This window comes from Streptomyces sp. NPDC048275 (assembly GCF_040652275.1).
GTDB lineage: Bacteria > Actinomycetota > Actinomycetes > Streptomycetales > Streptomycetaceae > Streptomyces.
The window spans coordinates 109,455-135,589 of sequence record NZ_JBEZLR010000008.1 but is presented as its reverse complement, the minus strand read 5'-3'; the positions used below and the strand labels follow the sequence as shown (position 1 = coordinate 135,589).

At 70.1% G+C, this 26,135-nt stretch carries 27 protein-coding genes and 1 pseudogene; 13 read left to right on the top strand and 15 right to left on the bottom strand.

What is annotated here, in order from left to right; translation table 11 throughout:
* Positions 1-187: 187 nt before the first annotated feature.
* From AB0D57_RS07950 to AB0D57_RS07940, 3 genes are all read left to right on the top strand, one after another.
* Positions 188-1,273, top strand: coding sequence for an S-(hydroxymethyl)mycothiol dehydrogenase (locus AB0D57_RS07950; protein WP_362068454.1), 1,086 nt, complete (start codon positions 188-190; stop codon positions 1,271-1,273).
* Entirely contained in the window at positions 1,273-1,902 is a 630-nt protein-coding gene (locus AB0D57_RS07945) for an MBL fold metallo-hydrolase (protein ID WP_362068451.1), read from the top strand. Before AB0D57_RS07950 ends, AB0D57_RS07945 begins: the two co-directional genes overlap by 1 nt.
* Before the next feature lie 113 nt (positions 1,903-2,015).
* Positions 2,016-2,942 carry an SDR family oxidoreductase gene (locus AB0D57_RS07940; RefSeq protein WP_362068448.1) on the top strand — a complete coding sequence of 309 codons (927 nt, stop codon included), beginning with the start codon at positions 2,016-2,018 and terminating at the stop codon, positions 2,940-2,942.
* A 2-nt stretch (positions 2,943-2,944) separates the two neighbouring features.
* On the opposite strand, the gene AB0D57_RS07935 is transcribed toward AB0D57_RS07940, so the two are convergent.
* Positions 2,945-3,475 carry a hypothetical protein gene (locus AB0D57_RS07935; RefSeq protein ID WP_362068445.1) on the bottom strand — a complete coding sequence of 177 codons (531 nt, stop codon included), beginning with the start codon at positions 3,473-3,475 and terminating at the stop codon, positions 2,945-2,947.
* 50 nt (positions 3,476-3,525) lie between these two features.
* Between AB0D57_RS07935 and AB0D57_RS07930 the strand changes: the two genes are divergently transcribed.
* The 3 genes from AB0D57_RS07930 to AB0D57_RS07920 all read left to right on the top strand — a co-directional run bounded on the left by AB0D57_RS07930 (position 3,526) and on the right by AB0D57_RS07920 (position 5,462).
* Entirely contained in the window at positions 3,526-4,326 is an 801-nt protein-coding gene (locus tag AB0D57_RS07930) for an SDR family NAD(P)-dependent oxidoreductase (RefSeq protein WP_362068442.1), read from the top strand.
* A gap of 151 nt (positions 4,327-4,477) precedes the next feature.
* Positions 4,478-5,173 (top strand): L,D-transpeptidase, encoded by a 696-nt coding sequence (locus tag AB0D57_RS07925; RefSeq protein ID WP_362068439.1) that lies wholly within the window; start codon positions 4,478-4,480, stop codon positions 5,171-5,173.
* A gap of 97 nt (positions 5,174-5,270) precedes the next feature.
* Positions 5,271-5,462, top strand: a complete 192-nt coding sequence (locus tag AB0D57_RS07920) for a hypothetical protein (protein WP_362068436.1) — start codon at positions 5,271-5,273, stop codon at positions 5,460-5,462.
* Positions 5,463-5,506: 44 nt separating this feature from the next.
* Here AB0D57_RS07920 and AB0D57_RS07915 read toward each other — a convergent pair whose 3' ends face one another.
* Complete coding sequence (locus AB0D57_RS07915) at positions 5,507-6,889, bottom strand: S1 family peptidase (RefSeq protein WP_362068433.1); 1,383 nt, start codon at positions 6,887-6,889, stop codon at positions 5,507-5,509.
* A gap of 355 nt (positions 6,890-7,244) precedes the next feature.
* Positions 7,245-8,591 (bottom strand): NAD(P)/FAD-dependent oxidoreductase, encoded by a 1,347-nt coding sequence (locus AB0D57_RS07910; protein WP_362068430.1) that lies wholly within the window; start codon positions 8,589-8,591, stop codon positions 7,245-7,247.
* 229 nt (positions 8,592-8,820) lie between these two features.
* Between AB0D57_RS07910 and AB0D57_RS07905 the strand changes: the two genes are divergently transcribed.
* Together AB0D57_RS07905 and AB0D57_RS07900 are read left to right on the top strand one after the other, a co-directional pair.
* On the top strand, positions 8,821-9,459 hold the full coding sequence (locus AB0D57_RS07905) for an HAD family acid phosphatase (protein WP_362068427.1): 639 nt from the start codon (positions 8,821-8,823) through the stop codon (positions 9,457-9,459).
* A 19-nt stretch (positions 9,460-9,478) separates the two neighbouring features.
* Positions 9,479-9,865, top strand: a complete 387-nt coding sequence (locus tag AB0D57_RS07900; protein WP_362068423.1) for a PPOX class F420-dependent oxidoreductase — start codon at positions 9,479-9,481, stop codon at positions 9,863-9,865.
* Between the two features lie 55 nt (positions 9,866-9,920).
* On the opposite strand, the gene AB0D57_RS07895 is transcribed toward AB0D57_RS07900, so the two are convergent.
* The gene (locus tag AB0D57_RS07895; RefSeq protein WP_362068420.1) at positions 9,921-10,592 is read right to left on the bottom strand and encodes a hypothetical protein; all 672 of its coding nucleotides are present in this window, start codon (positions 10,590-10,592) and stop codon (positions 9,921-9,923) included.
* A 476-nt stretch (positions 10,593-11,068) separates the two neighbouring features.
* On the opposite strand from AB0D57_RS07895, the gene AB0D57_RS07890 reads away from it, so the two are divergent.
* On the top strand, positions 11,069-12,049 hold the full coding sequence (locus tag AB0D57_RS07890; RefSeq protein WP_362068417.1) for a polysaccharide lyase family 1 protein: 981 nt from the start codon (positions 11,069-11,071) through the stop codon (positions 12,047-12,049).
* 38 nt (positions 12,050-12,087) lie between these two features.
* Positions 12,088-12,894: a pectate lyase gene (locus tag AB0D57_RS07885; protein WP_362068414.1), complete on the top strand. Its 807-nt coding sequence runs from the start codon at positions 12,088-12,090 to the stop codon at positions 12,892-12,894.
* 80 nt (positions 12,895-12,974) lie between these two features.
* On the opposite strand, the gene AB0D57_RS07880 is transcribed toward AB0D57_RS07885, so the two are convergent.
* The 3 genes from AB0D57_RS07880 to AB0D57_RS07870 form a co-directional block, all read right to left on the bottom strand.
* Entirely contained in the window at positions 12,975-13,301 is a 327-nt protein-coding gene (locus tag AB0D57_RS07880) for an OB-fold domain-containing protein (RefSeq protein WP_362068523.1), read from the bottom strand.
* 271 nt (positions 13,302-13,572) lie between these two features.
* Positions 13,573-14,241, bottom strand: coding sequence for a TetR family transcriptional regulator (locus AB0D57_RS07875; RefSeq protein ID WP_362068520.1), 669 nt, complete (start codon positions 14,239-14,241; stop codon positions 13,573-13,575).
* A gap of 142 nt (positions 14,242-14,383) precedes the next feature.
* Positions 14,384-14,803: an arsenate reductase ArsC gene (locus tag AB0D57_RS07870; RefSeq protein WP_362068411.1), complete on the bottom strand. Its 420-nt coding sequence runs from the start codon at positions 14,801-14,803 to the stop codon at positions 14,384-14,386.
* Positions 14,804-15,128: 325 nt separating this feature from the next.
* Between AB0D57_RS07870 and AB0D57_RS07865 the strand changes: the two genes are divergently transcribed.
* Positions 15,129-16,082, top strand: coding sequence for an LAETG motif-containing sortase-dependent surface protein (locus AB0D57_RS07865; protein WP_362068408.1), 954 nt, complete (start codon positions 15,129-15,131; stop codon positions 16,080-16,082).
* A gap of 175 nt (positions 16,083-16,257) precedes the next feature.
* Positions 16,258-16,878 carry an enolase C-terminal domain-like protein gene (locus AB0D57_RS07860; RefSeq protein ID WP_362068405.1) on the top strand — a complete coding sequence of 207 codons (621 nt, stop codon included), beginning with the start codon at positions 16,258-16,260 and terminating at the stop codon, positions 16,876-16,878.
* A gap of 110 nt (positions 16,879-16,988) precedes the next feature.
* On the opposite strand, the gene AB0D57_RS07855 is transcribed toward AB0D57_RS07860, so the two are convergent.
* From AB0D57_RS07855 to AB0D57_RS07845, 3 genes are all read right to left on the bottom strand, one after another.
* Positions 16,989-17,384 (bottom strand): luciferase family protein, encoded by a 396-nt coding sequence (locus AB0D57_RS07855; RefSeq protein ID WP_362068402.1) that lies wholly within the window; start codon positions 17,382-17,384, stop codon positions 16,989-16,991.
* Positions 17,385-17,515: 131 nt separating this feature from the next.
* Positions 17,516-17,674 carry a hypothetical protein gene (locus AB0D57_RS07850; RefSeq protein WP_362068399.1) on the bottom strand — a complete coding sequence of 53 codons (159 nt, stop codon included), beginning with the start codon at positions 17,672-17,674 and terminating at the stop codon, positions 17,516-17,518.
* Positions 17,675-17,683: 9 nt separating this feature from the next.
* Positions 17,684-20,152, bottom strand: a complete 2,469-nt coding sequence (locus AB0D57_RS07845) for a SpoIIE family protein phosphatase (RefSeq protein ID WP_362068396.1) — start codon at positions 20,150-20,152, stop codon at positions 17,684-17,686.
* 235 nt (positions 20,153-20,387) lie between these two features.
* Between AB0D57_RS07845 and AB0D57_RS07840 the strand changes: the two genes are divergently transcribed.
* Complete coding sequence (locus AB0D57_RS07840; protein ID WP_362068393.1) at positions 20,388-21,122, top strand: peptidoglycan-binding domain-containing protein; 735 nt, start codon at positions 20,388-20,390, stop codon at positions 21,120-21,122.
* Between the two features lie 69 nt (positions 21,123-21,191).
* On the opposite strand, the pseudogene AB0D57_RS07835 reads toward AB0D57_RS07840, so the two are convergent.
* The 5 genes and pseudogenes from AB0D57_RS07835 to AB0D57_RS07815 all read right to left on the bottom strand — a co-directional run.
* A pseudogene (locus AB0D57_RS07835) lies at positions 21,192-21,323 on the bottom strand (SGNH/GDSL hydrolase family protein); the annotation flags it as partial.
* Between the two features lie 88 nt (positions 21,324-21,411).
* Complete coding sequence (locus AB0D57_RS07830) at positions 21,412-22,143, bottom strand: 2OG-Fe(II) oxygenase (RefSeq protein WP_362068390.1); 732 nt, start codon at positions 22,141-22,143, stop codon at positions 21,412-21,414.
* A gap of 24 nt (positions 22,144-22,167) precedes the next feature.
* Entirely contained in the window at positions 22,168-22,677 is a 510-nt protein-coding gene (locus tag AB0D57_RS07825) for a methylated-DNA--[protein]-cysteine S-methyltransferase (RefSeq protein ID WP_362068387.1), read from the bottom strand.
* Between the two features lie 208 nt (positions 22,678-22,885).
* Positions 22,886-24,841 (bottom strand): phosphatase PAP2 family protein, encoded by a 1,956-nt coding sequence (locus AB0D57_RS07820; RefSeq protein WP_362068384.1) that lies wholly within the window; start codon positions 24,839-24,841, stop codon positions 22,886-22,888.
* Between the two features lie 290 nt (positions 24,842-25,131).
* A complete protein-coding gene (locus AB0D57_RS07815; RefSeq protein WP_362068381.1) occupies positions 25,132-26,037 on the bottom strand; it encodes a BadF/BadG/BcrA/BcrD ATPase family protein in 906 nt (301 codons plus the stop codon).
* Positions 26,038-26,135: the final 98 nt, after the last annotated feature.

Sequence of the window (26,135 nt, the reverse complement as noted above, 5' to 3'; positions counted from 1 at the left end):
CGGACGCGGGCCGAAAACTCGCCGACGGGTGGGACTCGAGACGGTCGTCATTCCCCACGACGCGGCCCACGTGCGGGCCGGGCGGCACACCTGGACCGAGGTGGCTGGACGGCACCTGGCCTGCTACCGGTCGGTCACGCCGTAGGGTCGTTCGACGGAACGTCGATCTACGGAAGGGTTCACCACCATGGCGCAGGAAGTACGTGGCGTGATCGCCCCGGGCAAGAACCAGCCCGTGCGCGTCGAGACCATTGTCGTGCCGGATCCGGGGCCGGGAGAGGCCGTGGTGAAGATTCAGGCATGCGGGGTCTGCCACACCGACCTGCACTACAAGCAGGGCGGCATCAACGACGAATTCCCGTTCCTGCTCGGCCACGAGGCCTCCGGGATCGTGGAGTCGGTCGGTGACGGGGTCACCGACGTCGCGCCCGGCGACTTCGTGATCCTCAACTGGCGTGCGGTGTGCGGGCAGTGCCGGGCCTGTCTGCGCGGGCGGCCCTGGTACTGCTTCAACACGCACAACGCGAAGCAGAAGATGACCCTCAAGGACGGCACCGAGCTGTCCCCGGCGCTGGGCATCGGCGCCTTCGCCGAAAAGACCCTCGTCGCCGCCGGGCAGTGCACCAAGGTCGACCCGGCGGTCGCACCGGCGGTGGCAGGGCTGCTCGGCTGCGGTGTGATGGCGGGCATCGGCGCCGCCATCAACACCGGGAACGTGGGCCGGGGCGACTCCGTCGCCGTCATCGGATGCGGCGGCGTGGGCAACGCGGCGATCGCCGGGGCCCGGCTCGCGGGCGCGGCGAAGATCATCGCCGTCGACATCGACGACCGGAAGCTGACCACCGCGTCGAAGATCGGCGCGACACACACCGTCAACTCCGCCTCGACCGACCCCGTCGAGGCGATTCAGCAGCTCACCGGCGGCTTCGGCGCCGACGTCGTCATCGAGGCGGTCGGCCGCCCGGAAACGTACAAGCAGGCCTTCTACGCCCGCGACCTGGCGGGCACGGTCGTCCTCGTCGGCGTACCGACCCCGGAGATGAAGCTCGAACTGCCACTGCTCGACGTGTTCGGGCGCGGTGGAGCCCTCAAGTCGTCCTGGTACGGCGACTGCCTGCCGTCCCGCGACTTCCCGATGCTGATCGACCTGCACCTCCAGGGACGACTTGACCTGGATGCGTTCGTGACCGAGACGATCGCCCTGGACGAGATCGAGCCCGCCTTCGAGCGGATGCACCACGGCGACGTGCTGCGCTCGGTGGTGGTGCTGTGATGAGCGCGCGCGTCGAGCACATCGTCACCTCGGGCACCTTCTCCCTCGACGGCGGCACCTGGGAAGTCGAGAACAACGTGTGGATCGTCGGCGACGACCACGAGGCGATCGTCATCGACGCCGCCCACGACGCCGACGCCATCGCCGAGGCGGTGGGCGACCGGCGGCTGCGGGCCATCGTGTGCACCCACGCCCACAACGACCACATCGACGCCGCGCCCGCCCTCGCGGAGCGCACCGGCGCCACGATCTGGCTGCACCCCGACGATCTGCCGCTGTGGAAGCAGACCCACCCGGACCGCCTGCCCGACGCCTGGCTCCAGGACGGCCAGGTCATCGAGGCCGCCGGCGCCGACCTCACCGTCCTGCACACCCCGGGCCACGCCCCGGGCGCGGTCTGCCTCTACGACCCGGGCCTGGGCACCGTCTTCACCGGCGACACGCTCTTCCAGGGCGGCCCGGGAGCCACCGGCCGCTCCTTCTCCCACTTCCCGACGATCGTCGAGTCGATCCGCGAACGGCTGCTCGGCCTTCCCGCCGACACGGTCGTCCGTACGGGACACGGGGAGTCGACCACGATCGGCGCGGAGGCCCCGCACCTGGAGGAGTGGATCGCGCGCGGCCACTGACGTGACACGACGGCCGGAAGAAACCTGACAGGAGATGTCCGGCTTCCGCGGCACCCTCGTAGGGACACAGGCGCGAAGGCAGCCCGTGAGCACTACGAGCACGGAGGTCGGACATGTCGGGACCGCTGCAAGGGTCGCTGGAAGGCAAGGTCGCGCTGGTCGCCGGAGCGACGCGGGGTGCGGGGCGCGGGATCGCCGTGGAACTCGGCGCGGCCGGGGCCACCGTCTATGTGACCGGGCGCAGTACGCGCGAAAGACGTTCGGAGTACGACCGCCCCGAGACCCTCGAGGACACCGCGGACCTGGTCACCGCGGCGGGCGGCGTCGGCCTCGCGGTGCCCACCGACCACCTGGTCCCCGCCGAGGTCGAGGCCCTGATCGCACGCGTCGCCGACGAACAAGGGCGCCTCGACATCCTGGTGAACGACATCTGGGGCGGCGAAAAACTCTTCGCGTGGGACACCCCGGTCTGGGAACACGACCTCGACAACGGTCTGCGGCTGCTGCGCCTCGCCGTCGAGACGCACGCGATCACCAACCACCACGCGCTGCCCCTGCTGCTGCGCCACCCCGGCGGCCTCGTCGTCGAGATGACCGACGGCACCGCGGAATACAACCGGGACACCTACCGGGTCTCCTTCTTCTACGACCTCGCCAAGTCGTCCGTCCTGCGCATGGCGTTCGCGCTGGGACACGAACTCGGCCCGCGCGGCGCCACCGCCGTCGCGCTCACCCCCGGCTGGCTGCGCTCGGAGATGATGCTCGACAACTTCGGCGTGAGGGAGGAGAACTGGCGCGACGCTCTGGAGCGCGTCCCGCACTTCGCCATCTCCGAGACGCCTTCCTACGTCGGTCGCGCCGTCGTCGCACTGGCCGCCGACCCGGACGTCGCCCGCTGGAACGGCGACTCGCTCTCCAGCGGCCGGCTCGCCCAGGTGTACGGCTTCACCGACCGCGACGGCAGCCGGCCGGACGCCTGGCGCTACCTCGTCGAGGTCCAGGACGCGGGCAGGCCGGCGGATGTGACGGGGTATCGCTGAGGTCAGACGCGCAGGTGGGGCTCCCAGCGGGCGCCATGACCGGGCGGGAGCGCCAGATCGCCGCGGACGGCCGTGTAGTACGCCTCGCGGCGGGCGCGTTGCCGTTCGAGCAGAGCCTGCCATGCCTCCGACGAGAGGGCCGGCTCCTGCACGACACGCTCCATGTCGATGGCCACCACGACCCAGGCGCGGGCCGCTTCCACCACCTCCGGAGCACCCAGGAGCAGCAGCGCCTCCCAGGCCGGATCCCGGGCGTCGAGGGCCTCCGCCATCTGGGGCGCCGCCTCCTGGGGCGTCAGTGGGTGCGGATGCGGATCGATTTCCAGATGGGCGGCCACCCGGTAGGTCAGCGTGACGGTCTTCTTCAGACACCGGGCATAGTCGGAGTACGCCGCGAGCCGCCGCTCCTCCCAGCGGACCGCCTGCTCCCGACGGAAGCGGGCCCGATCGCCCCGAACGATCGCCAGATACGAACCGAGGGCGCCGATGACCACGCCGATCAGCGCCGGGAGTTGTTGTATGAACGCGGACATGGGCGCACGGTATCTGTACCCGTGACGATCATGGCAGTACCTTCCGTGCCATGACTGAGATGAGGCGCTTCGAGGGACATGGAGTTCTGATCAGCGGCGCCGCCCGCGGCATCGGCGCGGCCACCGCCCGTCGGCTGGCGGAGGAGGGTGCCCAGGTACTCGTCACCGATGTGGACCTGGCCGAGGCGGAGCGGACGGCGGCCTCGATCCGCGAACGCATCGGCGCGTGTGCCGAGGCGTTCGTGTGCGACGTGGGGGACCGGGCGAGCGTGGAGGCGGCCGTCGCGTACGCCGTGGACGCCTTTGGTTCGCTGGACGTCCTGGTCAACAACGCGTGCGGGTGTACGCCCGACGCCCCGCTCTTCGAGGACGAGCCGGACGAGGTGTGGGCCCGCGATCTCGACCTCACCCTGACCGGCGCGTACCGCTGCTGCCGCGCGGCACTCCCGCACCTGGTGGCCTCCGGCCGCGGCGCCATCGTCAGCATCGGCTCCGTCAACGGCATCCAGGACTTCGGCAACCACGCCTACAGCGCGGCCAAGGCGGGTCTCACCTCACTGACGCGCACCCTCGCGGGGCATGCCGCCGCACGTGGTGTGCGCGTCAATTTGGTCGCGCCGGGCACGGTCCGTACCTCGGCGTGGGAGGGACGCGACGCCGATCTCGCGGCGGTGAGGGAGGTGTATCCGCTGGGCCGGGTCGGCGAGCCGGAGGACATCGCGGCCGCCGTCGCCTTCCTGGCTTCCCGGGACGCGGCCTGGATCACCGGGACGACGTTGTGCGTGGACGGGGGCCTGCTGGCGGTCAACACCGGTTTCCGGCAGGCGGTTCGGGGCCACGGGGACGCGTGAGGGTGTGGCGCTCGGAGTCGCCCCCCGTTACGGCTCCGCCGCGCGCAATGTCACTGTTTGGTCGCAGCCCGATCGGCCGTACAACGCATACCCCGAAACGAGGGTCTAGCAGGCGGAAACCGCGAAAAGAACACGAAGGAAAGGCCTGACCATGGGAGACATACGCAGACGGGGAGCCGTCGCACTGGGGATCACCGGACTCGTCGCGCCGCTCACGCTCGCGCTGGGAACGGCGCCCGCGCAGGCCGCGAGCTGCACGACACAGACCGGCCCCTATCAGAAGCAGGTGGAGAAGTTCCTCGGCCGACCGGTCGACGGCAGGCAGTCCGCCGCCGACTGCAAGGCGATCCAGGCCTTCCAGACCAAGCACGGCATCGCCCCGAACGCCGGCTACGCGGGATCCATCACCTGGGGCGTGATGGATCTGATGAACAAGCAGAAGGCCGTCGGAAGCAACCCCAACAAGGACGGCAAGTGCCCCGTCAACAAGGGGCGTATCGCCTGCGTCAACCTGACGCTCCAGCTCAGCTGGATCCAGGACGGCAGCAAGCTTGTGTACGGGCCGGTGCCGGTCCGTACCGGACGCGACGGCTACGAGACCCGCACCGGGCTGAAGAAGATCTACTGGCGGCACATCGACCACGTCTCCAGCATCTACGACGTCCCCATGCCCTACAGCCAGTTCTTCGACGGCGGCCAGGCCTTCCACTCGGTCGGCGTCAGCATGTGGAACCCGCCCGGCTCACACGGCTGCGTCAACATGACCACGGCCACCGCCAAGAAGTACTGGTCGCTGTTGAAAACCGGCGACGACGTCTTTGTGTACGGCCGCAAGCCGGGCACCTGACGGGGCCGGGTGTTGCGGCGATCGAGGTGATCAGGTTCACGGTCCGCTATGTCGTGAGGCGCACCTTTACTCACATTGCCTTCACGTCAAGCCTCGTATGCTTCACACCATGTCCACCACCACTCCTGAAGCCGACTCCGAGCGTTCCGCAGCCGAGGTCAACGAGGAGATCCGGGCCCTCTGGTTCCGGGCCGGCGGGACGCTGAGTATGGAGGAGCGGCGGGAGTACCAGCGGCTCGTCCTGGAGTGGGCGGAAGCCGCCCCGCAGTCTCCCACGCGAGCGGCCTGACGAGCCGGGGACTTGGCCCCGGCTCCGCGAGCGTGACCGCGACCTCAGCCCCAACTCTGTGAGTACTGCCTGCGATAGCGGTTGCGGTCCTGTTCCGTGCGGATGAAGCGGGTGGCGACCAGGGCGATGATGCTTCCGGCGATGACCAGCAGACCCGGGCCGATGTTCTTGGTGTCGGTGAGCCGGGAGAGGATCGTGTCGGACTCGCCGACCGCCTGGACCGAGCCCGGCGTCGTGGAACCCGGCGCGATGGCCGCTCCCTGCGAGGCCGCCGACGAAGGCGCGGGGGAGGCCTGCGCGGCCGCACCGGCCGCACCCTGGCCCTGCGCGCCCGGGCCGGTCAGCTTCACGTTGAGCGCGGTCATCGCCTTGGTGATCGGCTGGAAGAACGTCGTACCGCCCGTCTTGCAGTCCCCGTTGCCCCCCGACGTCACACCGAGCGCGATGCCCTCCGAGAACATGGGTCCGCCGCTGTCGCCCGGCTCGGCGCACACGGTGGTCTCGATGAGGCCGGTGACGGTGCCCTCGGGATAGTTGACCGTCGCGTTGAGCGCGGTCACCTTCCCGTCGCGCAGCCCGCTGGTGCTGCCGCTGCGGAAGATCCGCTGGCCGACGGTCGGATCGGCGGACCCGATGATCTCCACGCCCTTGCCGCCGCCGATCGAGACGACGTTGTTCGTGGTGTCGTTCTGGCCGTTGGTGTACTGGATGAGGGAGAAGTCGCCGCCGGGGAACGATTTGCTGACGGTCTGTCCCAGCTGCTGGGCGCCCTGGTTGTCGCCGAACCAGACCGAGCCGGCCGGCCCGCAGTGCCCGGCCGTCAGGATGAACTCGTTGCGCCCGTTGGTCACGTTGAAGCCCGCCGAACAGCGCCCCGCCGTCGAGAACATGGGCTGGGCGGCGTTCAGCCGGGTGGTGAACGTGCCCTCGGTGCGCTCCATCCGCACCGAGCCCCCGAGGCTGTCGGCCAACTTCGTCAAACGGGACCAGTCGGAGGCGGAGACGGTGCTGTCGGCCTGCACCACCACCTCGTTGTTCGTGTAGTCCATCGCCCAGGCGGTACCGGCCACCCGAGGCGCCGAACTGAGGCTCTTCGTCGCGGACTTGAGCTCCTGCATGCTGTGGTCCACGACCTTGGGGCGGGCCCCCGCATCCTTCACCTCGGCCGCCGCGTCCGAGTCGGTCACCGCGACGACGGGGCTGCCGTCGGCGGCGATCCAACTGCCCGCCGTACGGGAGGCGCCGAGGGTCGACACCAAGCCGGCCCCCTTCTTGGCGGCGGCCTGCACGGCACTCTCCGGGGCACGCGACGCGGCGGACGGCTCACTCGCCATGGCCTGCGTGACCATCAGCCCTCCGCAGAGGAGTCCGCCGACGGCCGCGATCCGCGCCCCCCGTTGGACGATCCGTCGTCGTGCGTGCCTCATGCATGGGCTCCCGAAGCCGAACGGCGCGGCGTCACCGCCGCCGGGGCCCCGGTCGTGAGCCCTCCTTCCATACGTGCGCCCGCGCCACCGCGTTCACCGTGTGCCCGGGCTCGGCCTGACGACTCGCGTTCGAGCGGTATGCACCGCTGCTTTCCTTCACCGTGATCGCCAGGGCCTGTCGTTTGGATCACGCCGCGGACGCGGGGTCCGGCACGCGCGTCTGCGGCGTTGTCGTCGGTTGCCGATGCTCCGTATCGACGCCCTCCTCCGTCTTGCAGCCGCACGCACCAGACCCCGCTCACCGGCGCCGACAAGGCATCGTCGATTCCCCGCGACCTGATCCGAACGACAGGCCCTAGCCGCGAGTGCGGAGGGTGACCTGCTCCGGTGTCAGGTAGGCGTCGGTGTGCTCGAAGTCCCGCAGGGTTCCCTTGCGGCCGGCGAGGAAGCCGGTGCGCACGAAGTCGTCGCCCGCGACGGCGTTGAGGAACCAGTTGGCGCCGGTACGGAAACGGGCCGTACCCGTGCGCAGCGCGAGCAGGTGGTATCCACGGGCGACGACCTGCGCGGGCACCCCCTTGAGGCTGATGCCGAGCGGTTTGGAGACCGCGTCATGACCCCCGAGGTCGACGACCAGGCCGAGATCCTTGTGCCGGTACGGCGTGGTGGGCTGCCCGTTCAGCAGCGCGGCCAGGTTCTTCGCCGCGTGCCGGCCCTGCCGGGCGGCGTGCTGGGCGGTCGGCACACAGTACGAACCGTCCGCCTTGGCCAGGTCGGGCACGGCGGCCGCGTCGCCCAGCGCGAACACCCCGTCCAGGCCCGGCACCTTGAAGTCCGGGTCGGCGGCGATCCGGCCGCGTACGGTCTCGGCGCCCAGCGAATCGACCAGCGGGCTCGCCGCGACTCCGGCCGTCCATACCAGCGTTCGTGACGGCAGCGTCCGGCCGTCCGTGAGGGTGACCTTGTCCTCGGTGACGGAGGCGACGGACGTCTTGAGGGAGATCTGCACTCCGCGCGCGCTCAGCAGGCGCATCGCGCTCGCCCCCAGTTTGTCGCCGAGCTCCGGCAGCAGTTTGGGGGCCACGTCCACGAGGTGCCACTTGATGAGGCGGGGATCGAGGCGTGGGTGATAGCGCTTCGTCGCGGCCGTGGTGAGGCGCTGCAGACAGGCCGCGGTCTCGGTGCCCGCGTAACCGCCGCCCACCACCACGAACTGCAGCCGTGCCTCCCGCTCTTCCTCGTCCATGGTGGCTGCGGCCAGGTCGAGTTGGGCGATCACATGGTCGCGCAGATACACGGCCTGGGCGAGCGTCTTCATACCGCGTGCCTCGTCGGCGAGGCCGGGGATGTCGAAGGTGCGGGTCACGCTGCCCGGGGTGAGGACCAGGTAGTCGTACGACAGATTGACGACCTCCCCGGTGATCTTGCGTACGACGCACATCTTGGCCCCGGGATCGACACCGATCACTCCGCCCGGCACCAGTGCCGTGCGGTGCAGGAGCCGGCGCAGCGAGGGTGCCACGGACTGCGGAGTGAGGACACCGGAGGCGACGTGCGGCAGCAGCGGCAGATAGAGCTGGTAGACGGTGGGGCTGATCAGGGTGATCCGGGCTTCGCCCGGCTCGAGCGCGCGCTCGAGCCCCCGCGCGCACTCGACGCCGGCGAAACCGCCGCCGACGATCACGATGCTCGGTGCGTTCATCCCCACTGCCTCTCTTCCTGTGCCGACACCGCGGCTCGCCGACCGCGAGCCCAGGCTCACACGGGAAGTCCCCGCCTGCCACCCCGCGATGGGGCCGGAGCGGCGGCCGCGAGACTTTCTACTAAGCGGTAACTTAATCTTCCTCCTTCGTACATCCTCAAGCCCGATCATGTGTGCAGCGGCGATGGTCGAGGCACCCTCGCCGCTCCGACGTGAGAAGGGGAAAGGCATGACAGGACGCGGTATGGGGCGCCGGATTGGCGCGGTCTCGGTGGTCGTGGCGCTGGGCATCGGGGGGACGGTCACCGCCGCGGGGTCCGCCGCCGCGGCTCCGGCCCAGGCGGCGGTGAGCGCGACGACGGCGACGGCCGACGTCGACTACGTCACTTGGCAGACTGACGTGAAGGCCGTCATCGCCCAGGCGACGCCCTATGTCGAGCAGCGCACCGCGAACGCCGCCGGGCAGAAGCTGGCCATCGTCTTCGACATCGACAACACCACGCTGGAGACGGACTTCCACCCCTGGTACGCGCTGCCCACCCCGGCGCTCAAGCCCTCGCTGGCACTCGCGAAGTACGCGAAGTCGCGCGGTGTCGACATCTTCTTCGTCACCGCACGCCCGGGCATCATCTACAGCCTGACGGAGTGGAACCTGACGTCCGTGGGCTACCCGGTCGACGGCCTCTACGTACGCGACCTCCCGGACCTGTTCGGCGAGGTCAGCGCCTACAAGACCGCCCAGCGTGCGGAGATCGAGTCGAAGGGCTACACGATCATCGCCAATGTCGGCAACAACGACACCGACCTCGTCGGGGGCCACGCCGAGCGCACCTTCAAGCTGCCGGACTACGACGGTCAGCTTTCCTGAGCACTACTAGACTGCCGGCATGGATGAGGCCACGCTGGACAGGCTCGGTTCGGGCAAGTACCTGCTGATCACCAGCTACCGCAAGAACGGGACGGGAGTCGCGACGCCGGTGTGGGTGGTCCGGGACGGTGCCGCGCTCGGCGCATGGACCTTTGCCGACAGTTGGAAGGTGAAGCGGATCCGCAACCGGGCCGATGTCCTGGTGGGCTCCTGCGACATGCGCGGCAATCCGACCGGTGACCAGGTCCCCGCCACGGCGGAGATCCTCGACCCGGCCGCGACCGAGCAGTACCGCCGACTGATCGCCCGCAAGTACGGCGTCGTCGGCCGCCTCACCCTTTTGGGCAGCCGCCTGCGCCGCGGCAAGCAGGGCACGGTCGGGATCCGCATCTCCCCGACCTCCTGACAGGCGTACGAGGGCCCGGCGTCGGCCGGACCCTCGTACGCACTCGGCGCCGCCGCTATCCGTAGAACGGACCCGGAGTGCTCCAGGTCGTCGTGCCGAAAACGTTCGGGTCGTCGATGCTGATGTTGATGTCGGAGACCTTGAGGCCGTACTGGGTCGGCGTCATGCCCTCGGGGCAACTCACCTGCACGGCGGGGAAGTTCATGTAGAACGCCGGGCCCGCGTCCGAGGGGTAGTGCTGGTTCCAGTACAGGACCCAGTTGCTGTCCGGATAGTAATAGTTGTCCAGGAGTTGCTGCTGCTCGGTGCGGACGACGAAACTCGTGTCGTGGTCGAAGGTTCCGTCCGCGCGCAGACAACCGAAGGTGCGCGCGGTGTCGGCATACGCGGCGAATCTGCCGCCCAGGCTGCTGAGTCCGGCCAGATAGCCGGGCTGGTTGCGCACGTTGTGCAGGGTCACGTCGAGCTTGAAGCCGCCGCAGCCCGGGGTCGGCTCGTAGTCGTGGTAGACGACCAGGCACTTGCGGTCGCCGAAGTGGGCGGTGGGGTCCGGGTTGTAGGGCTGTGGCACCGTCTGCTTGTACAACCTGACGGTCGCCGAGACGCCGCCGTCGGTCGGTGCCGGGATCTCGACGGTGGTCGTGGCCTGGGCGGCCCCCGAACCGGCCAGGACCAGCGCGACCCCCGCGAGTAACGCGAGGGCCGACCGTCCCAGCACTCTGGGCATGCGCATCTTCCCCATGAGCAATTTCCCCCCTCGTGCATCTGGTGCACACACATATGAACAGTGGCAGGTGCACGCTAACGCCGCTCGGGTCACTCTTCCGGCAAACGCCCCAATCCTCACAAGCGGAACGTGCAACTGTCCCGCCGCGTAAGACCGACCGGCAATTGGAGGGTGGCGTCGTGACCAAGAGTCGTCGGGTCCATCGGCCCGGCCGGGCGCAGCAGTTGACCGGATGTGTTCTGCGCGAAGCGTTGACTAGAAAGCGCTTGCCCCCTACGTTTCCCGTTCAGAAGCGTGACCCGCGCGTGGCATCTCGTATACGAGACATCAGATCTCCGGGCCGCACCACCTGGGAGACCCCCCGTCCCGGAGTCGATGAGGCGTCCAAGATATGTCATGCACGCCTCATGCCGTTCAGCATGGCGATCGTCGTTTGCGAACATGACCCACGGGCATTCTCGAAGGGACACACCCGCATGCGTACAGGCCCCCCACCGACGCGTCCTCGCAGACTGGCCTTGGCGACCGCCACGGCGGCTGCCCTGGCCGTCACCACCGCTCTCGTTCTCCCGCAGTCCGCCGCAGGTGCCGAAACCTCAGCGATCGGCTACGGCGCCGGAACCACCGGCGGCGGGAGCGCCGCCGCCGTCACCGTCTCGACTCTCGACGCCTTCAAGACGGCCGTCACGGGCAACACGGCCAAGGTGGTGCGCGTCAGCGGCCTGATCTCACTCAGCGGGCAGGTCGACATCGGCTCCAACACCACGGTCCTGGGCGTGGGTTCGGCGTCCGGGTTCACCGGCGGCGGGCTGCGCCTGAAGAAGGTGACCAACGTGGTCGTCCGCAACCTGAACATCAGCAAGCCGCTCAAGCCCTCCGACGGCATCACGGTCCAGGCGTCGACGAAGGTGTGGATCGACCACAACTCCTTCTCGGCGGACCGCGACCACGACAAGGACTACTACGACGGTCTGCTCGACATCAATCACGCCTCCGACTCGGTCACCGTGTCCTGGAACACCTTCAAGGATCACTTCAAGGGCTCCCTCGTCGGCCACAGCGACAACAACGCCTCCGAGGACACCGGGCACCTGCATGTGACGTACCACCACAACTACTTCAGCAACATCTACTCGCGCATCCCCAGCCTGCGCTTCGGCACCGGTCACTTCTACGACAACTACGTCGTCGGGGCCGAGACCGCCGTGCACTCCAGGATGGGCGCCCAGATGCTCGTCGAGAACAACGTCTTCCGTTCCACACCGGTCGCCGTCACCACGAACCGCGACAGTGACGTGGACGGTTTCGCCAACCTGCGCGGCAACGACCTCGGCGGAGCCGCTACCGAGATCTCGCAGGTGGGCACCTTCACCACCCCGCCCTACAGCTACACCGCCGAGCCCGCCTCGACCGTCGTCGCCTCGGTGACCGGCGGCGCGGGCGCCGGAAAGCTCTGACACCCCCAACCGCAACAGACGACAGAAGGAATCGGGACATGACTTCTGCAGCACGTCCGCGCGCCCGCACGCGCGCACTGACCGGCGCCCTGGCCGCACTCGGCCTATCGGTTGCCATGATCATGACAGAAGGTGCCCTGTCTCCGGCGAGCGCCGCCACCTGGCCCACCGCGACCGGCAGCCAGGCGGTCTCCTCCACCATCTCGCTCTCCGGCACCAAGGACTACGGGATGGTCCGCCTCTACGGCACCGGAGACCTGGGCAGCGGCAGCCAGGACGAGGACCAGGGGCCGATCCTGCAACTGGCCGCCGGCACGGTTTTGAAGAACGTCATCATCGGTGCCCCCGCCGCGGACGGCATCCACTGTCTCGGCAGCTGCACGCTGCAGAACGTCTGGTGGGAGGACGTCGGCGAGGACGCGGCGACGTTCCGGGGTTCCTCGTCGTCGAGCGTCTACACCATCTCCGGTGGTGGCGCCAAGGAAGCCAGCGACAAGGTGTTCCAGTTCAACGGCGCCGGAACGCTGAACGTCTCGAACTTCGCGGTGAAGAACTTCGGTACCTTCATCCGGTCATGCGGCAACTGCTCCACGCAGTACAAGCGCACGATCAACCTCAACAACATCGAGGTGTCCTGGAAGGGCAGCCGAATCGTCGGCATCAACACCAACTACGGCGACAGTGCGACCCTGAAGGGCATCAAGATCGTCGGAGACACCAGCAAGAAGATCATTCCTTGCCAGAAGTACATCGGCAACAACTCGGGTGCGGAGCCGCCCACGAACGGCAGCGGCCCTGACAGCATGTACTGCAAGTACGCGACGTCCGACATCACCTACAGCTGACGGCCTGCCCCGGCCATCCCTGGCGGCTGAACGAACCGTCCCCGCACGGCGGTTCGTTCAGCCACCGCAGACACGGGGTGTCAGCTCCAGCTCCGGTAGGGACCGTCGACGAGCTGGAACACCGGCTGCCGGCGCACCGGGTCCGCCGCGGTGCTGAGGTGGACCCGGTCTCCGCTGTGGACGTCGGTCGGCGGGCCCGTGACCCTGCCGCGGACGGTGAATCCCTCCGCCATCTCGATGAGGGAGACATTCCGCGCCGCCGGGGTGTTGCGGTGGACGACGGTGGAGTGGCGCACGACGCCGGTCCCCGCACTGGCTTCCGTCCGCAGGTCGCTGCCCGCGCAGACAGGGCAGAGGAGGCGCTGGAACATCGCGGTGCCGCACCAGTGGCACCGCTGGAAGAGCAGGGCATCCGCGGACGGCGTGCCGCTCGGCGCGGAGCGGGTACCGGGGGCGGTGAGATTCGGCCCCGTATGCCCTGCCGGGTCGTTTTCGAGTACGTCCGTCGCGGGTCCGAGGCCCGGATGAAGGGCGATTCCTGGGTAGTACACGATGTCATCTCCCTGCGCTCGGCCGGAGTCTGATGTCCGCGGATCGCCGCGCACGAGCCACAGGGTATGGCACTGAGTGCCACCAGTAAAGGCACTCGGTACCCTCAGATCGTGGAAAAGGCGCCCTTCAGTCCCGCCCGAACGTGGACTCGATCTCCTGGACGACGCGCCACATCGGCGCTCCACGCCGGGAGATGACGACGACCACGTCCTCCTGTTCCGTGGCCGGAGCGCCGCCGGGGGAGTCGCCGAACGAGGCCTGTGCGTATCCGAGCGCGTGGTCCACGGCGGTGTCCGCATCGCCCTGCCCGTCCGAACGCAGCCAGGAGCGCAGAGCGTTGTTGTGCGCGGCGACCACCGCCGCGGCGACGACATCCGCCCGCAGGGTGCCGTCGGGTCGGCCGGCGTAGCGCCCGCGCAGATACTCCGCGAGGGCACGCTCGTAACGCCAGACCACCGACAACTCGTAGGCGCGCAGGCCCGGGACCTTCTTGGTGAGGCGGTAGCGCTGTACGGAGAAGGTCGGGTTCTCGGCGTACATGCGCAGCACGAGGCGGGCGGCGTCGCAGACGCGCTGCACCGGTTCGTCCTCGTCGCCGCCGGCGCTCAGGAATGCCGTCATGTCCGCCAGGCAGCGCTCGTGGTCCGGGAAGACCACGTCCTCCTTGGACGGGAAGTAGCGGAAGAACGAACGGCGGCCGACCCCGGCGAGTGCCACGATGTCGTCGACCGTGGTCTGCTCGTAGCCGCGCTCCAGGAAGAGCTGGAAGGCCGCCGCGACCAGCGCGTCCCGCATGGGCGGCTTCGCCGTCGTCGTGTCGGCGCAGGCGCTGCGCCGGGGTCCCTCGCTCATGGACGGGAACCTAGCATCGCGCGTGACGGATGGCACTCAGTGCACAAGATCGAGGGAACTGAGTGCCTCGCTGGTGCGTCGCCGGTCACGCGTCCCGTCGGCCGTCGATGTCGCTGATCAGGGCCCCGATACGGGTCTTGATCGCGTCGCGGATCGGCCGCACGGACTCGACGCCCTTGCCCGCGGGGTCTTCGAGGGCCCAGTCGAGGTAGTGCTTGCTGGGGAAGCTCGGGCAGGCGTCGCCGCAGCCCATGGTGATGACGTAGTCGTAGGCCTGGACGGCCTCCGTGGTCAGCACCTTCGGCTGCTGGCCGACGATGTCGACGCCGACCTCCTTCATGGCCTCGACCGCGGCCGGATTGACCTGGTCGGCGAGGAGCGAGCCGGCGGAGCGGACCTCGATCCGGTCGCCTGCGAGGTGGTTCAGGAATCCGGCGGTCATCTGCGAGCGGCCGGCGTTGTGCACGCAGGTGAACAGGACGGAGGTGGGCGGAGTGGCGGACATCGGTTCTTCCTTCGCGGTCAACAGCTGCGTGGCGGCCGACGGTCGACAGCTGCACGGTGCGAAGCATCAGCCTGCGACCCATCCACCGAACCTTGCCGGAATGGCTCGTTCCTGATGTGGTTTAAATGTGATCCAGCGTCAAGTCCTTGTGGATAAAGCGAGGTTGACAGTCTCCTTCTGGTGATCGACTATGTGGTCGAGCTGTGGCCCATGTGACCAATGGGCCCAGTGTTTCTTCGACCACTCACCCCCGGTGCGGCCCCCGGCTGTTTCGTGCTGCCCTGCTGCCGTCGACCGGGTCATGGATCACCAAGATGGGATCTGCATGTCCAAAGCGAGACGTGTCACCCTTCGCTGCCTGCTGGGGGCGGGCGCGGCGACGCTCGCCCTCTCGGCGGCCACCAGTAGCGCTTGGGCCACCGGTACCCCCGGCGGCGACGGCTGGGACAACAACGGGGGCGGCTACAAGCCCGGCCAGGGCGCCGGCACGGTGACCGCGGCCGATCGCTGCGAGTTCTCCCTGGACGGGACGAACTTCTACGACTGGGTCCGCGTCGACGACCAGAACCTCAAGCCCACCGACGACGGCAAGGTGCACATCAAGGTGCGCGCGGCGAGCGACGCCGGCTCCTGCACCGCCTCCCTCGCCGCGTACCGCACCCACGGTGCCACCTTCAAGACCTCCGGTGAGCAGGTCTTCCACGATTTCGACACCGTCAAGGTCAAGCCGGGCGAGACCGACTCCCTCGACATCGCCGTGCCCGACGTCGGCTGCTACGCGCAGATCGACCTCTACCGCGGCGCCGTGAAGTTCGACGGAAAGTTCGACGCCAACGACGGCTTTGAACACGGCGACCTGCCCAAGGGGCCGGACCGCGCGGTGATCAAGGACAAGCTGATCATGGCGTGGAACGGCGGCAAGAAGGACTGCACGGCGCAGCCGCCCAGCACGCCCGAGACGACGCCTCCGGCCTCGACTCCGCCCGCCTCGACGCCCCCGGCTTCGACTCCACCGGCGGAGACCCCGGGCACTCCGACTCCGACGACGCCCACCGAGTCGACGCCGTCCGAGACGCCGAGCGGCCCGTCGGCCTCCGAGTCGACCACGCCGCCGGCTCCCACGCCGAACGGCGGGCAGTCGACCCCGCCCGGTGACCTCGCGGAGACGGGCGGCGGCAACGCCCTGCCGATCGCCGGCGGCGCCGCGGCTCTTCTCGTGGCCGGCGGTGCGATCACCGTCGCCACCCGCCGCCGACGCTCCACGCGCACCAGCTCCTGACCCCGGAGGTCATCGAGCTTCGATGACCCCTCGAAGGGCCCCGGCACTCACCGAGTACGTGAGTGCCGGGGCCTCTTGCGTTGCTGTAGAGGACGGCACCGTGGGCCTCGGTGAGTCACCCTGAGGCGACGCCCGGCTCGAACGACTGCTGGCCGCCGCGAAGGTGGTGGTCGGCATGGACGTCTTCGACACCACGGCTGTCGCCGCCGCGATCGGCTCCGCTCTGTTGCCCACCGTGGCCGGCTCCCACGAGTGTGGCTGGACCACCTCCGCCGTGGAGGTGACCTGCCTCGACGCCCAGGGCAAGCTCACCGGTCGCTCCGTCAGCGACCCGCTGGGCGGCAGGGTCTGCGACTCCGCGCCCTTCGCGGCGTACCTCTTCTACAAGCGGGGCGAGCACCCGGTGCTCGACGGCCGCGAGGCGATCGGCGACGACTGGGGCGAGGCGCTCGACCCGGCGGCCATGGTCGATCAGGCCCGGCTGATGCAACAGCGGTACGGATTCCGGTCGTTCAGGCTCAAGGGCGGCGTCTTTCCGCCGGAGGAGGAGATGGCCGCGACCAAGGCCCTCGCCGAGGCCTTCCCCGGCCGACCGCTCCGGCTGGATCCCACCACCGCCTGGACGGTGGAAACCTCGCAGCACGTGGCACGCGAACTGGACGACGTGATCGTCCCCGGCGCCCTGGAACTGAGCGACGGCGCCGTCAGGGTCCCCACCGCCCCGGGCCTCGGCGTCGAACTCGACCAGGACGGACGCCCTGGACCGCCGCCGCGCCGACCGCCGTGGTGGCGGTGAACGGCGACGACACCGCCGCGGGCACGCTCGTCGACCCCTTACGCACCATCCAGAAGGCCGTGGACAAGGCGAAGCCCGTGCGGTGGCCGCCTTCAGGCGGAAACGCTCCTTCAGCCTCCGGTGAGAATGTCGCGTGACAGCGTCACTCTGCGGTGGTCGTTGCAGCCCGCCGGTGGTGCGTCGCGGGGAACCGGCCACGCCTGGTGGGACTGGAGAGCCACGCTCACCAGAGTCAGGAGCAGGTCGATGTCGGCGTCGACCTCTAGACGTATGGTCACCCACCGCGAACCGGGCACCATCCGGACCACGGTGGCGCCCTTGAGGTGATCCTCGAAGCGGTGAATGGCACGGGCTGTGAGGTGCAGGTCCACCTCGCGGTCCGAATGGAAGTGGACGATCTCGCCATGGGCCGAGCGCAGCGCGCGCCCGGTGCCGCAGCTCGGCCGGGCCTCTGTGAGGTCCGGCCAGCTCGCCAGTCGCGCCATGGCGCGCGAGGCCAACGTCATGCGTCCATCATGACCAGCTCACCGTCCGGACACCAGGACTTGAGAAAGCTGTAACTCGGCCGTATCGCGCTCTTGTCCGGAAATAACCGCACAAGAATGCGATGCGAATCTCCTCAGGGGTAACTGAGCCCTCATGCCATCCAGAAGAAGACCGCGTTCATCCGCATGTCCTGGATGGTGCTGCCCCAGTAACCGGTGGCGCTGTGCGGCAGGTTGGCGTTGTGCAGGGGGAGCAGCCGGTTGTAGCGGTGCGGGACGTGGATGCTCGCGACGAAGGAGTCCGGCGGCACGAAGCGACGTCACATCGCCGGCTCCGTGAGGGACTGCTCGGCCCAGATGATTTTCCCCTCGGAGGTGTAACGGGTGCCCCAGCGCTGAGTGAACTGGGAGATCAGGAACAGCCCGCGACCGCCCTCGTCGGTCGTCTTGGGATGGCGCAGATGCGGAGCGGTGGCGCCGCCGTCGAAGACCTCGCAGACCAGGGCATGCTCGGTGATCAGCCGCAGCCGGATCGGGCCCGAGGCGTGCCGGATGGCGTTGGTGACGAGTTCGCTCACGACCAGCTCGGTGGTGAAGGCCAGCTCGTCCAGGCCCCAGACGCCGAGCTGTTGCGTGGTCGCCTTGCGGGCCTCGGCGACCACCGCCGGATCGAGGGGCAGGTCCCAGGTCGCGACCTGTTCGGCACCCAGGCGCCGGGTGCGGGCCATCAGCAGTGCCACGTCGTCGTACGGCCGTGTCGGCACCAGGTCGTCCACGATGGTGCGGCAGAGGCCGTCGAGTGGTTGGTGGTGTGCCTCCAGAGCCCGCTGCAGTCGCTCCCGGCCCGCATCCGGGTCCCGACCGGTACGGGGCGTGGCGATGAGCCCGTCGGTGTGGAGGGCGAGCACGCTGCCTTCCGCGAGGGTGAACTCGACCGCTTCGAAGGGCAGTCCGCCCACGCCCAGTGCGGGACCGTGGGGGAGCTCCGCGAACGAGACCGTTCCGTCCGGGGCGACGATGGCGGGTGTGGGATGACCCGCGCCCGCCATGGCGCACTGCCCGCTCACCGGGTCGTACACCGCGTACAGACAACTGGCGCCCACGGCCTGCATCCCGCTGGTGCGGGTGTCCGCGCCGCTGCCTTCCTCCCGGGCGGCCCGGCTGACCAGGTCGTCCAGGTGCGCGAGGACTTCCTCGGGCCGCAGGTCCAGGTCGGCGAGGGTCTGCACGGCGGCCCGCAGCCGTCCCATGGCCGCGGCGCCGTCGATGCCGTGACCGGCCACTTCGCCCACGACCAGCGCGACCCGGGCCCCGGACAGCGGAATGACGTCGAACCAGTCGCCGGCCAGTCCGGTCAGCTCGTCGGCGGGCCGGTAGCAGGCGGCGACTTCCACCGCGTCCTGCTCGGGGAAGCGGTGCGGGAGCAGATTGCGCTGCAGGACGAGGGCGGCGTCGCGCTCGCGGGTGTAACGGCGGGCGTTGTCGACGCACAGGGCCGCCCGGCCGACGAATTCCTCGGCCAGGCTCAGATCGTCCTCGGCGAAGGGTTCCTTGTTGTGACGCCGGTAGAAGGTGGTGATCCCCAGGGTGATGCCGCGGGCACGGAGCGGCACGATCATCACGCTGTGCAGTCCGAGCTCGAGGAACGAGGCGGCGGGGCCCCCGGGGATTCCCGTGGCCCATTCCCTGGCGGACGGGTCCAGCTGTTCCTCGCGCCAGGACTCGCCCTCGGCCAGACACCGGATCGGCGGGGAGTCCGCCGTGTACGTCGCCGCCGCACCGATCGCCACGGCGGTCTCGGGGATCTGGGCCCCGGCCGACTGCTGTCCGGCCCGCCGCAGCGGCGGCACCGCGTCCGTGCCGCTCAGCGGACCGGGCGTCGGCTCGGCGCCTTTGAGCACGGATTCCAGCAGGTCCACGACGACGAGGTCGGCCAGACCCGGCACGGCGACGTCGGCCAGTTCCTGCGTCGTCTGCAGGACGTCCAGGCTGCGGCCGATGTGCTCGCCGGCCCGGTCGAGGAGCGCGAAGCGCTGCCGAGCGCGGTAGCGCTCGGTGACATCGACGACGGTGTAGTACACGCCGATCGGATGGCCGTGGTCGTCCTCCAGCCGGATGAACGACAAGGAGTGGGCCGTCTCGCGGTGCGGCGTCGACCGTACGCGGCCCACATGCTCGTACGCGACCACCGGCTCGCCGCTCTGCAGCACCTGGCGCATCTGCGCCTCGAGCCGCTCGGTGTCCAGGCCCGGCTGGATATCCGCGAGTCTTCGACCCAGCCGCTGATGGGGCGGGCCGCCGCCGAACTGCTCCAGCGCGGCGTTCGACCACACGTACCGCAGGTCCGTGTCGACGATCGCGATGCCCACCGGCGAGCTGGCGTTCATCCGCTCCAGTACGGACCGGCTCATGTCCCAGCCGGGGCCACCGGCCAGGTCGGCGAGCAGCACCACCCACCGCGGCGGCGGCCTGCCCCCCTGCCGTACGGGGACGACCCGCACCATCAGCCGGACCGCGTGTCCGTCGCGGTGCAGCGCAGAGAGCAGTCCGGCCCAGCCGCCGCCGTTGCGGCACCGTTCGGCCAGGTCGGGGACGCGGGCCGCGTCCTCCGGGAGCAGCAGGTCGGCGGCGCTCCTGCCGAGTACCTCGGCGGGCCTGTACCCCAGCAGCCGCTCGGCGTCCGCGGTCCAGCTGGTCACCGTCATCCGGGCGTCGAGCAGCAGCGGCGCGGCGTCCGCCATGTCGAAGCGCCGCTGGGCCGCTCCGTCTCGTTCCTCGCTCGCACCCACTGCGACCCTCTCCGCTCCCCCGAAGGTGGTCTTACCCCTTTCTGTCCATTCTTCACGTTGTACGGCCGGAGTGCGGGCCGTACGCCCAGCGCATCGATCGCTCGTTCGTTCGCGGTGGTGAGGCGGTCGGCTGAACTCAGGGGCCGGTGTCCGCGTATCACTTCACGGGGATGGCGGGAGACCGCGTGCACGGAAGGGGAGCAGTGTGTCGACACCGTCCGGACCAGGGCAGCCCGTGAGGCGACGGGCGCTCGAGCCCACCTATGTAGAGCGTCGCCGCCGCACGGAGGCGCTGGCGGAACTGCTGCGGCAGGTGCGCGAGGAAGAGAGGGGGGCCGATCCGGACGAGAACTACGAGTCCATCCCTCTGTCGCTCACCAGTACGAAGGATCTGCCCCCGGCGGAGGACGCGACCGAGGAGCTGCCGCCCGTCCTGGTGGGGGAGGACTACACCGGTCGCGGGAGATCGGTGGGGGTCGGGCAGCCCGGGCCCGACGGCGGCTTCGACCGGGGGCGCGAGGTCGGAGACGGGCGGGGGCGCGGCGCGGGTCTGCGCAGGGCCGTGATCGTCGGCGCGGTGACGACGGCGGCCCTCGGCGGCTTCGCCCTCGCACTCCTGCTGCCCGGCGGGGGCTCGGACGAGGGCTCCCAGGCCGGGCAGGTCCCGACGGGCCCAGCCACGACCGGCCCAGCCGCGACGGCCGCCGCCCAGGCCCCGTCCCCGGCCGCCGACCCGGACGGTGCGGGCACGCTCCGCGAGGGGGCCAGCGGCTCGGAGGTGACCGAGTTGCAGCAACGGCTGCTCGACATCCCGGACGTGTACGCCGACGGCTCCACGAGCGGGACCTATGACGCCACGCTCACCGCCGCGGTCGCGCGGTTCCAACTCTGGTACGGCATCCGGGGGGACGAGACGGGCGTCTACGGCAACGACACCCGCGCCGCCCTCGAATCCCGTACGACGCTGTAGGGCGTGGCCGGCTGCTTGGTCGCGAACAGTCGGGCCGGGACGGCGCCGGCGAGGAGCTGGTAACCGGTCGTCGAAGTCGACCACGGCGTCGAAGCGGCCGCCCGTGCGAATCCACTGGTTGACCACCTGCCGGGAGGCCTCGCGATACCCCGCCGCGTCGTCGTATCCGGCGTTGCCTCGGAAGGGTGTCGAGATCGCTCCGGAACGCCCGGTGTGCGGCTCCGGTACGGCCTTCCGTCCGGGTCGAGCAGCTTGTACCTGCGCGGGGCGGCGGCGCCCGCCACCAGGGTCACGCGGCGTCGTGGAAGACGAGGCCCAGCGTGTGACGGTGTCCCGAGCGGACGGTGCTCACGCCGTGCCGCATCGGTCCCCTCGACCAGCCGCGCCGGGAGGCGACGGGCCGGTCGCGGGTGGTGAAGATCAGCCCGTGGCCCTGCGGGAGGGTCGTGGCCGATGCCCGCGACTGCGCGCGGGGGCGTTGCTCGGTCATGATGAACTCACCGCCGGTGAAGTCGACCCCGGGGGAGTCCAGGCCGATCACGACCTGGAGCGGGAAGAGCATCTCGCCGAACACGTCGCGGTGCAGGGCGTTCCAGTCGCCGGCCTCGTAACGCAGCAGGATCTGCGCGGACCTGGCCTGCCCGGCCGCGTGGCACATCGCCACCCACTCCGCCAGGCCCTCGGGCCAGGGAGCGGGCTGTCCGAGCCTGGCCGCCCAGTCCCGGGCGACGGGCAGCAGGCGCGGATAGAAAGCCTCGCGCAATTCCCGTACGACGTCCGGGAGTTCATGGGTGAAGTAGCGGTACTGGCCGGAGCCGAAGCGATGCCGGGCCATGTCGACGGTCGTGCGGAAGTGGTCGGTCCGGTCGTACAGCGCGGTGATCCTGCGGCACTCCTCGGGGGTCAGCAGCTGATCGGTGAGCGCGTGGCCGTGCTCGTCGAGTTCGCCGGTCAGCGCGTTCCAGTCCTGGGCCGCGACGCGGTCGGCGATGTGGCCCGCCAGGTGCGTGGTGTCGAACATGATCGTGCGGTCCTTCGGGGGACGTCAGGCGGCCGGGTGGGCGCTTTCCAGGTCCAGGAGCCGCTGTTTGCGTTCCAGCCCGGCGGCGTAGCCGGTGAGGGCGCCGCTCGCGCCGATCACACGGTGGCAGGGGCGTACGACCAGCAGGGGGTTCGCGCCGATCGCCGTACCCACAGCGCGTACGGCGGCCTTCGACGCCCCGATCCGTGCGGCGATCTCGCCGTAGCTGACGGTCGTGCCGTACGGGACGGTCTCGGCCGCCTTCCACACCCGCTGCTGGAAGTCGCTGCCGCCGCCACTCACGTATTCGATGTCGAAGCCGGTGAGCCTGCCGTCGAAGTAGGAGCGCAGCTGGGAGGCGATCTCGGCGAACGCGTCCTCGTCCCTCGTCCAGCCTTCCTGGACGACGGTGCCGGACTTCTGGCCGGGCATGGACAGCGAGACCAGCGCCGTCCCGGCCTTCGCGGTGACCGACTTTTCACCCACCAGCAGCAACTCGCCCAGCGGGCTGTCCATCGTCGTGTAGACCGTCATCGGTCGCGTCCTTTCGCAGTGAACCGAGTCCAAGAGCCTGAAGTCTCACGGTCTCAGCCTTGGTCGTGGTCTCCACTGTGCGCCGCGTATGCCGCTCCGTCCGGCGGGAATCGGACATCGCTCTCATGACGTGGGCCTGTCCCGCCGCACGGCGGGACAGGCCCAGGTGTCCTTTCTCAGCCCTCAGCCCTCAGCCCTCAGCCCGAGGTCAGCGCCGCACCAGTCGTACGGACAACCCCTCGACCGAGTACACGGGCACCGCCCGGTAGCCGTCCGCCTGGACCGTGACGCGACCGAACTGGCCGCGCAGCGACGAGGTCCGGATCACCGGAATGACGGTGCCCGGCGCCGGCCGGTGCGCCGTGTCCAGTCGCAGCGTGAGCACACTGTCCTTGCTGAGCAGCACCCGTCGGTCCACCGTCAGCGCGGGCACGCGGCCCTCGCGGAGCGTCGCCTCCAGGCTCGCGCCGGACGCCTGGGCGTAGCTGCCGCGCACCCGCACGGCCGATCCTGCGGCCGCACCCGCCCGCAGCGTCCCGCCCCGCACCTGGACGTCGCCGCGACCCAGCGCGCCCGTGGAACCGGCCGTCAGCACGCCCTCCTCCAGCACGGTGCCGCCCGTGTGGGTGTTGGCTCCGGTGAGGGTCAGCGCACCGCTGCCGCGCTTGACCAGCCGGCCGCACCCGGAGATGTCGTTGCGCCAGGTGTCGGCCGCGCCGAAGCCCCCGTCAGCGGCGTTCAGGGTGACGTCCACGTCGGAGTCGAAGGCACCGTACCCGTCGGCGGCGGCGAAGAGGTTGAGGCGGCCCCACTGCTCGGCGCCGTCCAGCAGGACGTACCCGGAGGGCAGGGCGGTGGTACGGAGCACCTCGCGGCGCTGCGCGGCGTCGAGGTAGGGGAGCCGCGTCTCCAGCAGGACTTCGGCGCCCTTGGGCACGGTCATGTCCTTGGAGCGGCCGTGCCGGGTGAGGATGTAGGTCAGGCGCGGCGTGAGCGCGCGGGCGTTGGCGGCCCGGTCGGCGTACGGGTCGGTGCCGACGCCGGCCGAGTGCGCGTAGGAGTACAGCGTGTCCGCCGTCGTACCGGTCTGCGCCTGGAAGTACGCGAGGGCCTGGGCGCGCGCCGCGGCCTTGAGCTCGGCGTTGGCCGGGTCGGCGAGCGTGGCGGCGGCCAGGGCGGTGGCCATGATGCGGCCGCCCAGGACGTCGACGGGGGAGTGCATGCCCGACATGATCCGGGTGTGGCTGAGTTCCAGGGCGCGAGTCACCAACTCCTGGAAACGCTCGGGAACCGCGTACGCGAAGGCGAGAGCAGCCAGGTGGAAGGCGTTGGTGTGGCCGCTGGGGAAGCCGCCGTCCTCGGCCGGCACCGTGCTGCGCTGTCGCAGCAGCTGCGTGGCGACGACCACCTCGGAGTCGTACACCGGGTAGCCGAGCGCGTCGACCGCGCCCGTGTCGACGACCTCGCTGTCCTCGTTCATGCGCCACGGACGCGGGTACTGGAAGGCGTACTTGGCGGGGTTGCCGGACGCGTACGGGCCGCGCACGGTGTCGACCAGCTTCGCCACCTGGCCGAGGTCCGAGGCGTACGAGCCCGCGCCGAGCGCGGATCCGGCCGGGGCGCCGGCCGGGACGGCGTCGCTGATGGTGGTGGCGGGCGTGGTGTCCGGCGCGGTGGTGATCGACGTCACCGCCTTGGCACCCGACTTGTACAGGTCGGCCAGCGGACCCAGAGCGGCGATCACCGCGTAACTCTGGTGCTGCCGGTCGTAGATGAAGGCTTCCTTCGCCTGTGCCTCGGTGCGTGCGCCGGTGATCCGGGCGCAGTAGCGCACGTTGGCGCGCAGCACCTCGCGCATCAGCGGCGTGCCGGTGTTCCAGGCGCCGCCGGTCTTCCACACCTTGCTCATGCCGCCGAGGACGCGGACCACCGCGTTGGTCTCGGGCGTCAGGTTGGCGAGGATGTTGGTGGTGTAGTCGTCGACGAAGGCGGCGGCGCTCGTCGCGGCCTTCGCGTCCGCGGCGGCGAGCCAGGTGACGACGGTCGGAGCGGCCAGCAGACCCGCAGACGCACCGAGCGAGTTTCTGAGGAACACCCGTCGGTTCAGGGCGCGTTCACGGACGGGGACCGACGGGGCGGGCTGCTGCCCGACTGATGACGGCATGGATGTGCCTCTCCTGAGTAAAATGGAGTCCTCCGCAGCCAGGTGAAGTCGTGAGGCGACCGTGCCCCTGTGATGAGGACGAGTCATACGGGCGAAGATCTACGGCTGATTCATGTCACGTTCGCGAAGCGCGGGGGGCGACAAGGTGTCGTACGTGCAAACGTGCCGCTGCTGTGCGCCCGCTGTGAGGCCGAACGCGCCGCCGCCATACGCCTTTTGCCCGGATGGGCGCCCGCGCCGCCGTGCCCACGTGCGGTCAGGGCCCGTCCCGCTTTATATGAGTGAAGACGTCATATGAGTGAACGCGCCAGCGCCAGGGCACCCTCGACCGGTGGCGACCGCAGCGGCCTGGGCCGGGCCCCGGGCAGGGACGTGGCGAGCGACTCGGTGAAGGCGGCGTACAGGGCGGGTTGGGCAAGGACGGTGCTTCCGGCGACCACCACGTCGTCGACGGCGACCCCGCGCTCGGCGAGCCGCACGACGAGCGCGGCGAGCAAGCGGCCGCCGTCGGCGATCACGTCCACGGCGGTCCGGGAACCCCGCTCGGCGGCCGCGAACACCACCGGGGCATGCCGACCCCACTCGGCCGACACATCGGTGGCGCTTTCCAGGGCCGCGCCCAGGGCCGGGATCTCATGCACGCCGAACGCGTCGAGGAGCCGGTGCGCCAGCTCGTCCGGGGCTTCCCCCCGGTCGTGCGCGGCCCACACGGCGCGTGCCGCCTCCCGTACGAGACCGGCGGCGGCACCCTCGTCGCCGAGCACCGCGCCCCAGCCGCCGATCTGAACGGTGCTGCCGTCGGCGAGCCGCCCCACCGCCACCGAACCGGTACCGGCGACGAGACCGACGCCCTTGTCCAGACCGGCGGCGGGGACGAGGAGTTCGGCGTCGCCCACCACCAGGACGGGCACGTCGAGGACCTCTCGCAGCGCGGCGGCGATACCGGCGCACTGGCGGGGGGTCTCACAGGCGTGCCCGCCGACGGCCAGTGCGGCTGGGCGGGTGTCGACGGGCAGGGCCTCGTGGACCAGTGCCGTCAACCAGCGGGCGGCGGCGGCCGGTTCGTGCGGCCGCCAGCCGCTGCTCGGCCGGACGTGATCGGCGACCGGGTCCGCGCCGACGAGCGCGCGGAGATGGGTCTTGGTGCCACCCACGTCGATACCGACCACGAGGGGGGAAGAAGAAGAGTCCTGCACGGATCCTCTTTCGTCGTCTGGGCGAAGAGCGCCGAAGAGCGCCGAAGAGCATGACACTGTGCCGTGATGGCGGGCGAACCGTGTCTGGCCGAACAGGA

Bases quoted from the DNA above. Each gene is read 5' to 3' on its own strand.
- AB0D57_RS07895 (WP_362068420.1), bottom strand. From the start codon at position 10,592: ATGCCCAGAGTGCTGGGACGGTCGGCCCTCGCGTTACTCGCGGGGGTC.
- AB0D57_RS07825 (WP_362068387.1), bottom strand. From the start codon at position 22,677: ATGACGGTCTACACGACGATGGACAGCCCGCTGGGCGAGTTGCTGCTG.
- AB0D57_RS07865 (WP_362068408.1), top strand. From the start codon at position 15,129: ATGTCCAAAGCGAGACGTGTCACCCTTCGCTGCCTGCTGGGGGCGGGC.
- AB0D57_RS07830 (WP_362068390.1), bottom strand. From the start codon at position 22,143: ATGTTCGACACCACGCACCTGGCGGGCCACATCGCCGACCGCGTCGCG.
- AB0D57_RS07940 (WP_362068448.1), top strand. From the start codon at position 2,016: ATGTCGGGACCGCTGCAAGGGTCGCTGGAAGGCAAGGTCGCGCTGGTC.
- AB0D57_RS07925 (WP_362068439.1), top strand. From the start codon at position 4,478: ATGGGAGACATACGCAGACGGGGAGCCGTCGCACTGGGGATCACCGGA.
- AB0D57_RS07900 (WP_362068423.1), top strand. From the start codon at position 9,479: ATGGATGAGGCCACGCTGGACAGGCTCGGTTCGGGCAAGTACCTGCTG.
- AB0D57_RS07950 (WP_362068454.1), top strand. From the start codon at position 188: ATGGCGCAGGAAGTACGTGGCGTGATCGCCCCGGGCAAGAACCAGCCC.
- AB0D57_RS07905 (WP_362068427.1), top strand. From the start codon at position 8,821: ATGACAGGACGCGGTATGGGGCGCCGGATTGGCGCGGTCTCGGTGGTC.
- AB0D57_RS07945 (WP_362068451.1), top strand. From the start codon at position 1,273: ATGAGCGCGCGCGTCGAGCACATCGTCACCTCGGGCACCTTCTCCCTC.
- AB0D57_RS07820 (WP_362068384.1), bottom strand. From the start codon at position 24,841: ATGCCGTCATCAGTCGGGCAGCAGCCCGCCCCGTCGGTCCCCGTCCGT.
- AB0D57_RS07860 (WP_362068405.1), top strand. From the start codon at position 16,258: ATGGACGTCTTCGACACCACGGCTGTCGCCGCCGCGATCGGCTCCGCT.
- AB0D57_RS07870 (WP_362068411.1), bottom strand. From the start codon at position 14,803: ATGTCCGCCACTCCGCCCACCTCCGTCCTGTTCACCTGCGTGCACAAC.
- AB0D57_RS07890 (WP_362068417.1), top strand. From the start codon at position 11,069: ATGCGTACAGGCCCCCCACCGACGCGTCCTCGCAGACTGGCCTTGGCG.
- AB0D57_RS07910 (WP_362068430.1), bottom strand. From the start codon at position 8,591: ATGAACGCACCGAGCATCGTGATCGTCGGCGGCGGTTTCGCCGGCGTC.
- AB0D57_RS07885 (WP_362068414.1), top strand. From the start codon at position 12,088: ATGACTTCTGCAGCACGTCCGCGCGCCCGCACGCGCGCACTGACCGGC.
- AB0D57_RS07875 (WP_362068520.1), bottom strand. From the start codon at position 14,241: ATGCGGGACGCGCTGGTCGCGGCGGCCTTCCAGCTCTTCCTGGAGCGC.
- AB0D57_RS07930 (WP_362068442.1), top strand. From the start codon at position 3,526: ATGACTGAGATGAGGCGCTTCGAGGGACATGGAGTTCTGATCAGCGGC.
- AB0D57_RS07920 (WP_362068436.1), top strand. From the start codon at position 5,271: ATGCTTCACACCATGTCCACCACCACTCCTGAAGCCGACTCCGAGCGT.
- AB0D57_RS07915 (WP_362068433.1), bottom strand. From the start codon at position 6,889: ATGAGGCACGCACGACGACGGATCGTCCAACGGGGGGCGCGGATCGCG.
- AB0D57_RS07935 (WP_362068445.1), bottom strand. From the start codon at position 3,475: ATGTCCGCGTTCATACAACAACTCCCGGCGCTGATCGGCGTGGTCATC.
- AB0D57_RS07855 (WP_362068402.1), bottom strand. From the start codon at position 17,384: ATGACGTTGGCCTCGCGCGCCATGGCGCGACTGGCGAGCTGGCCGGAC.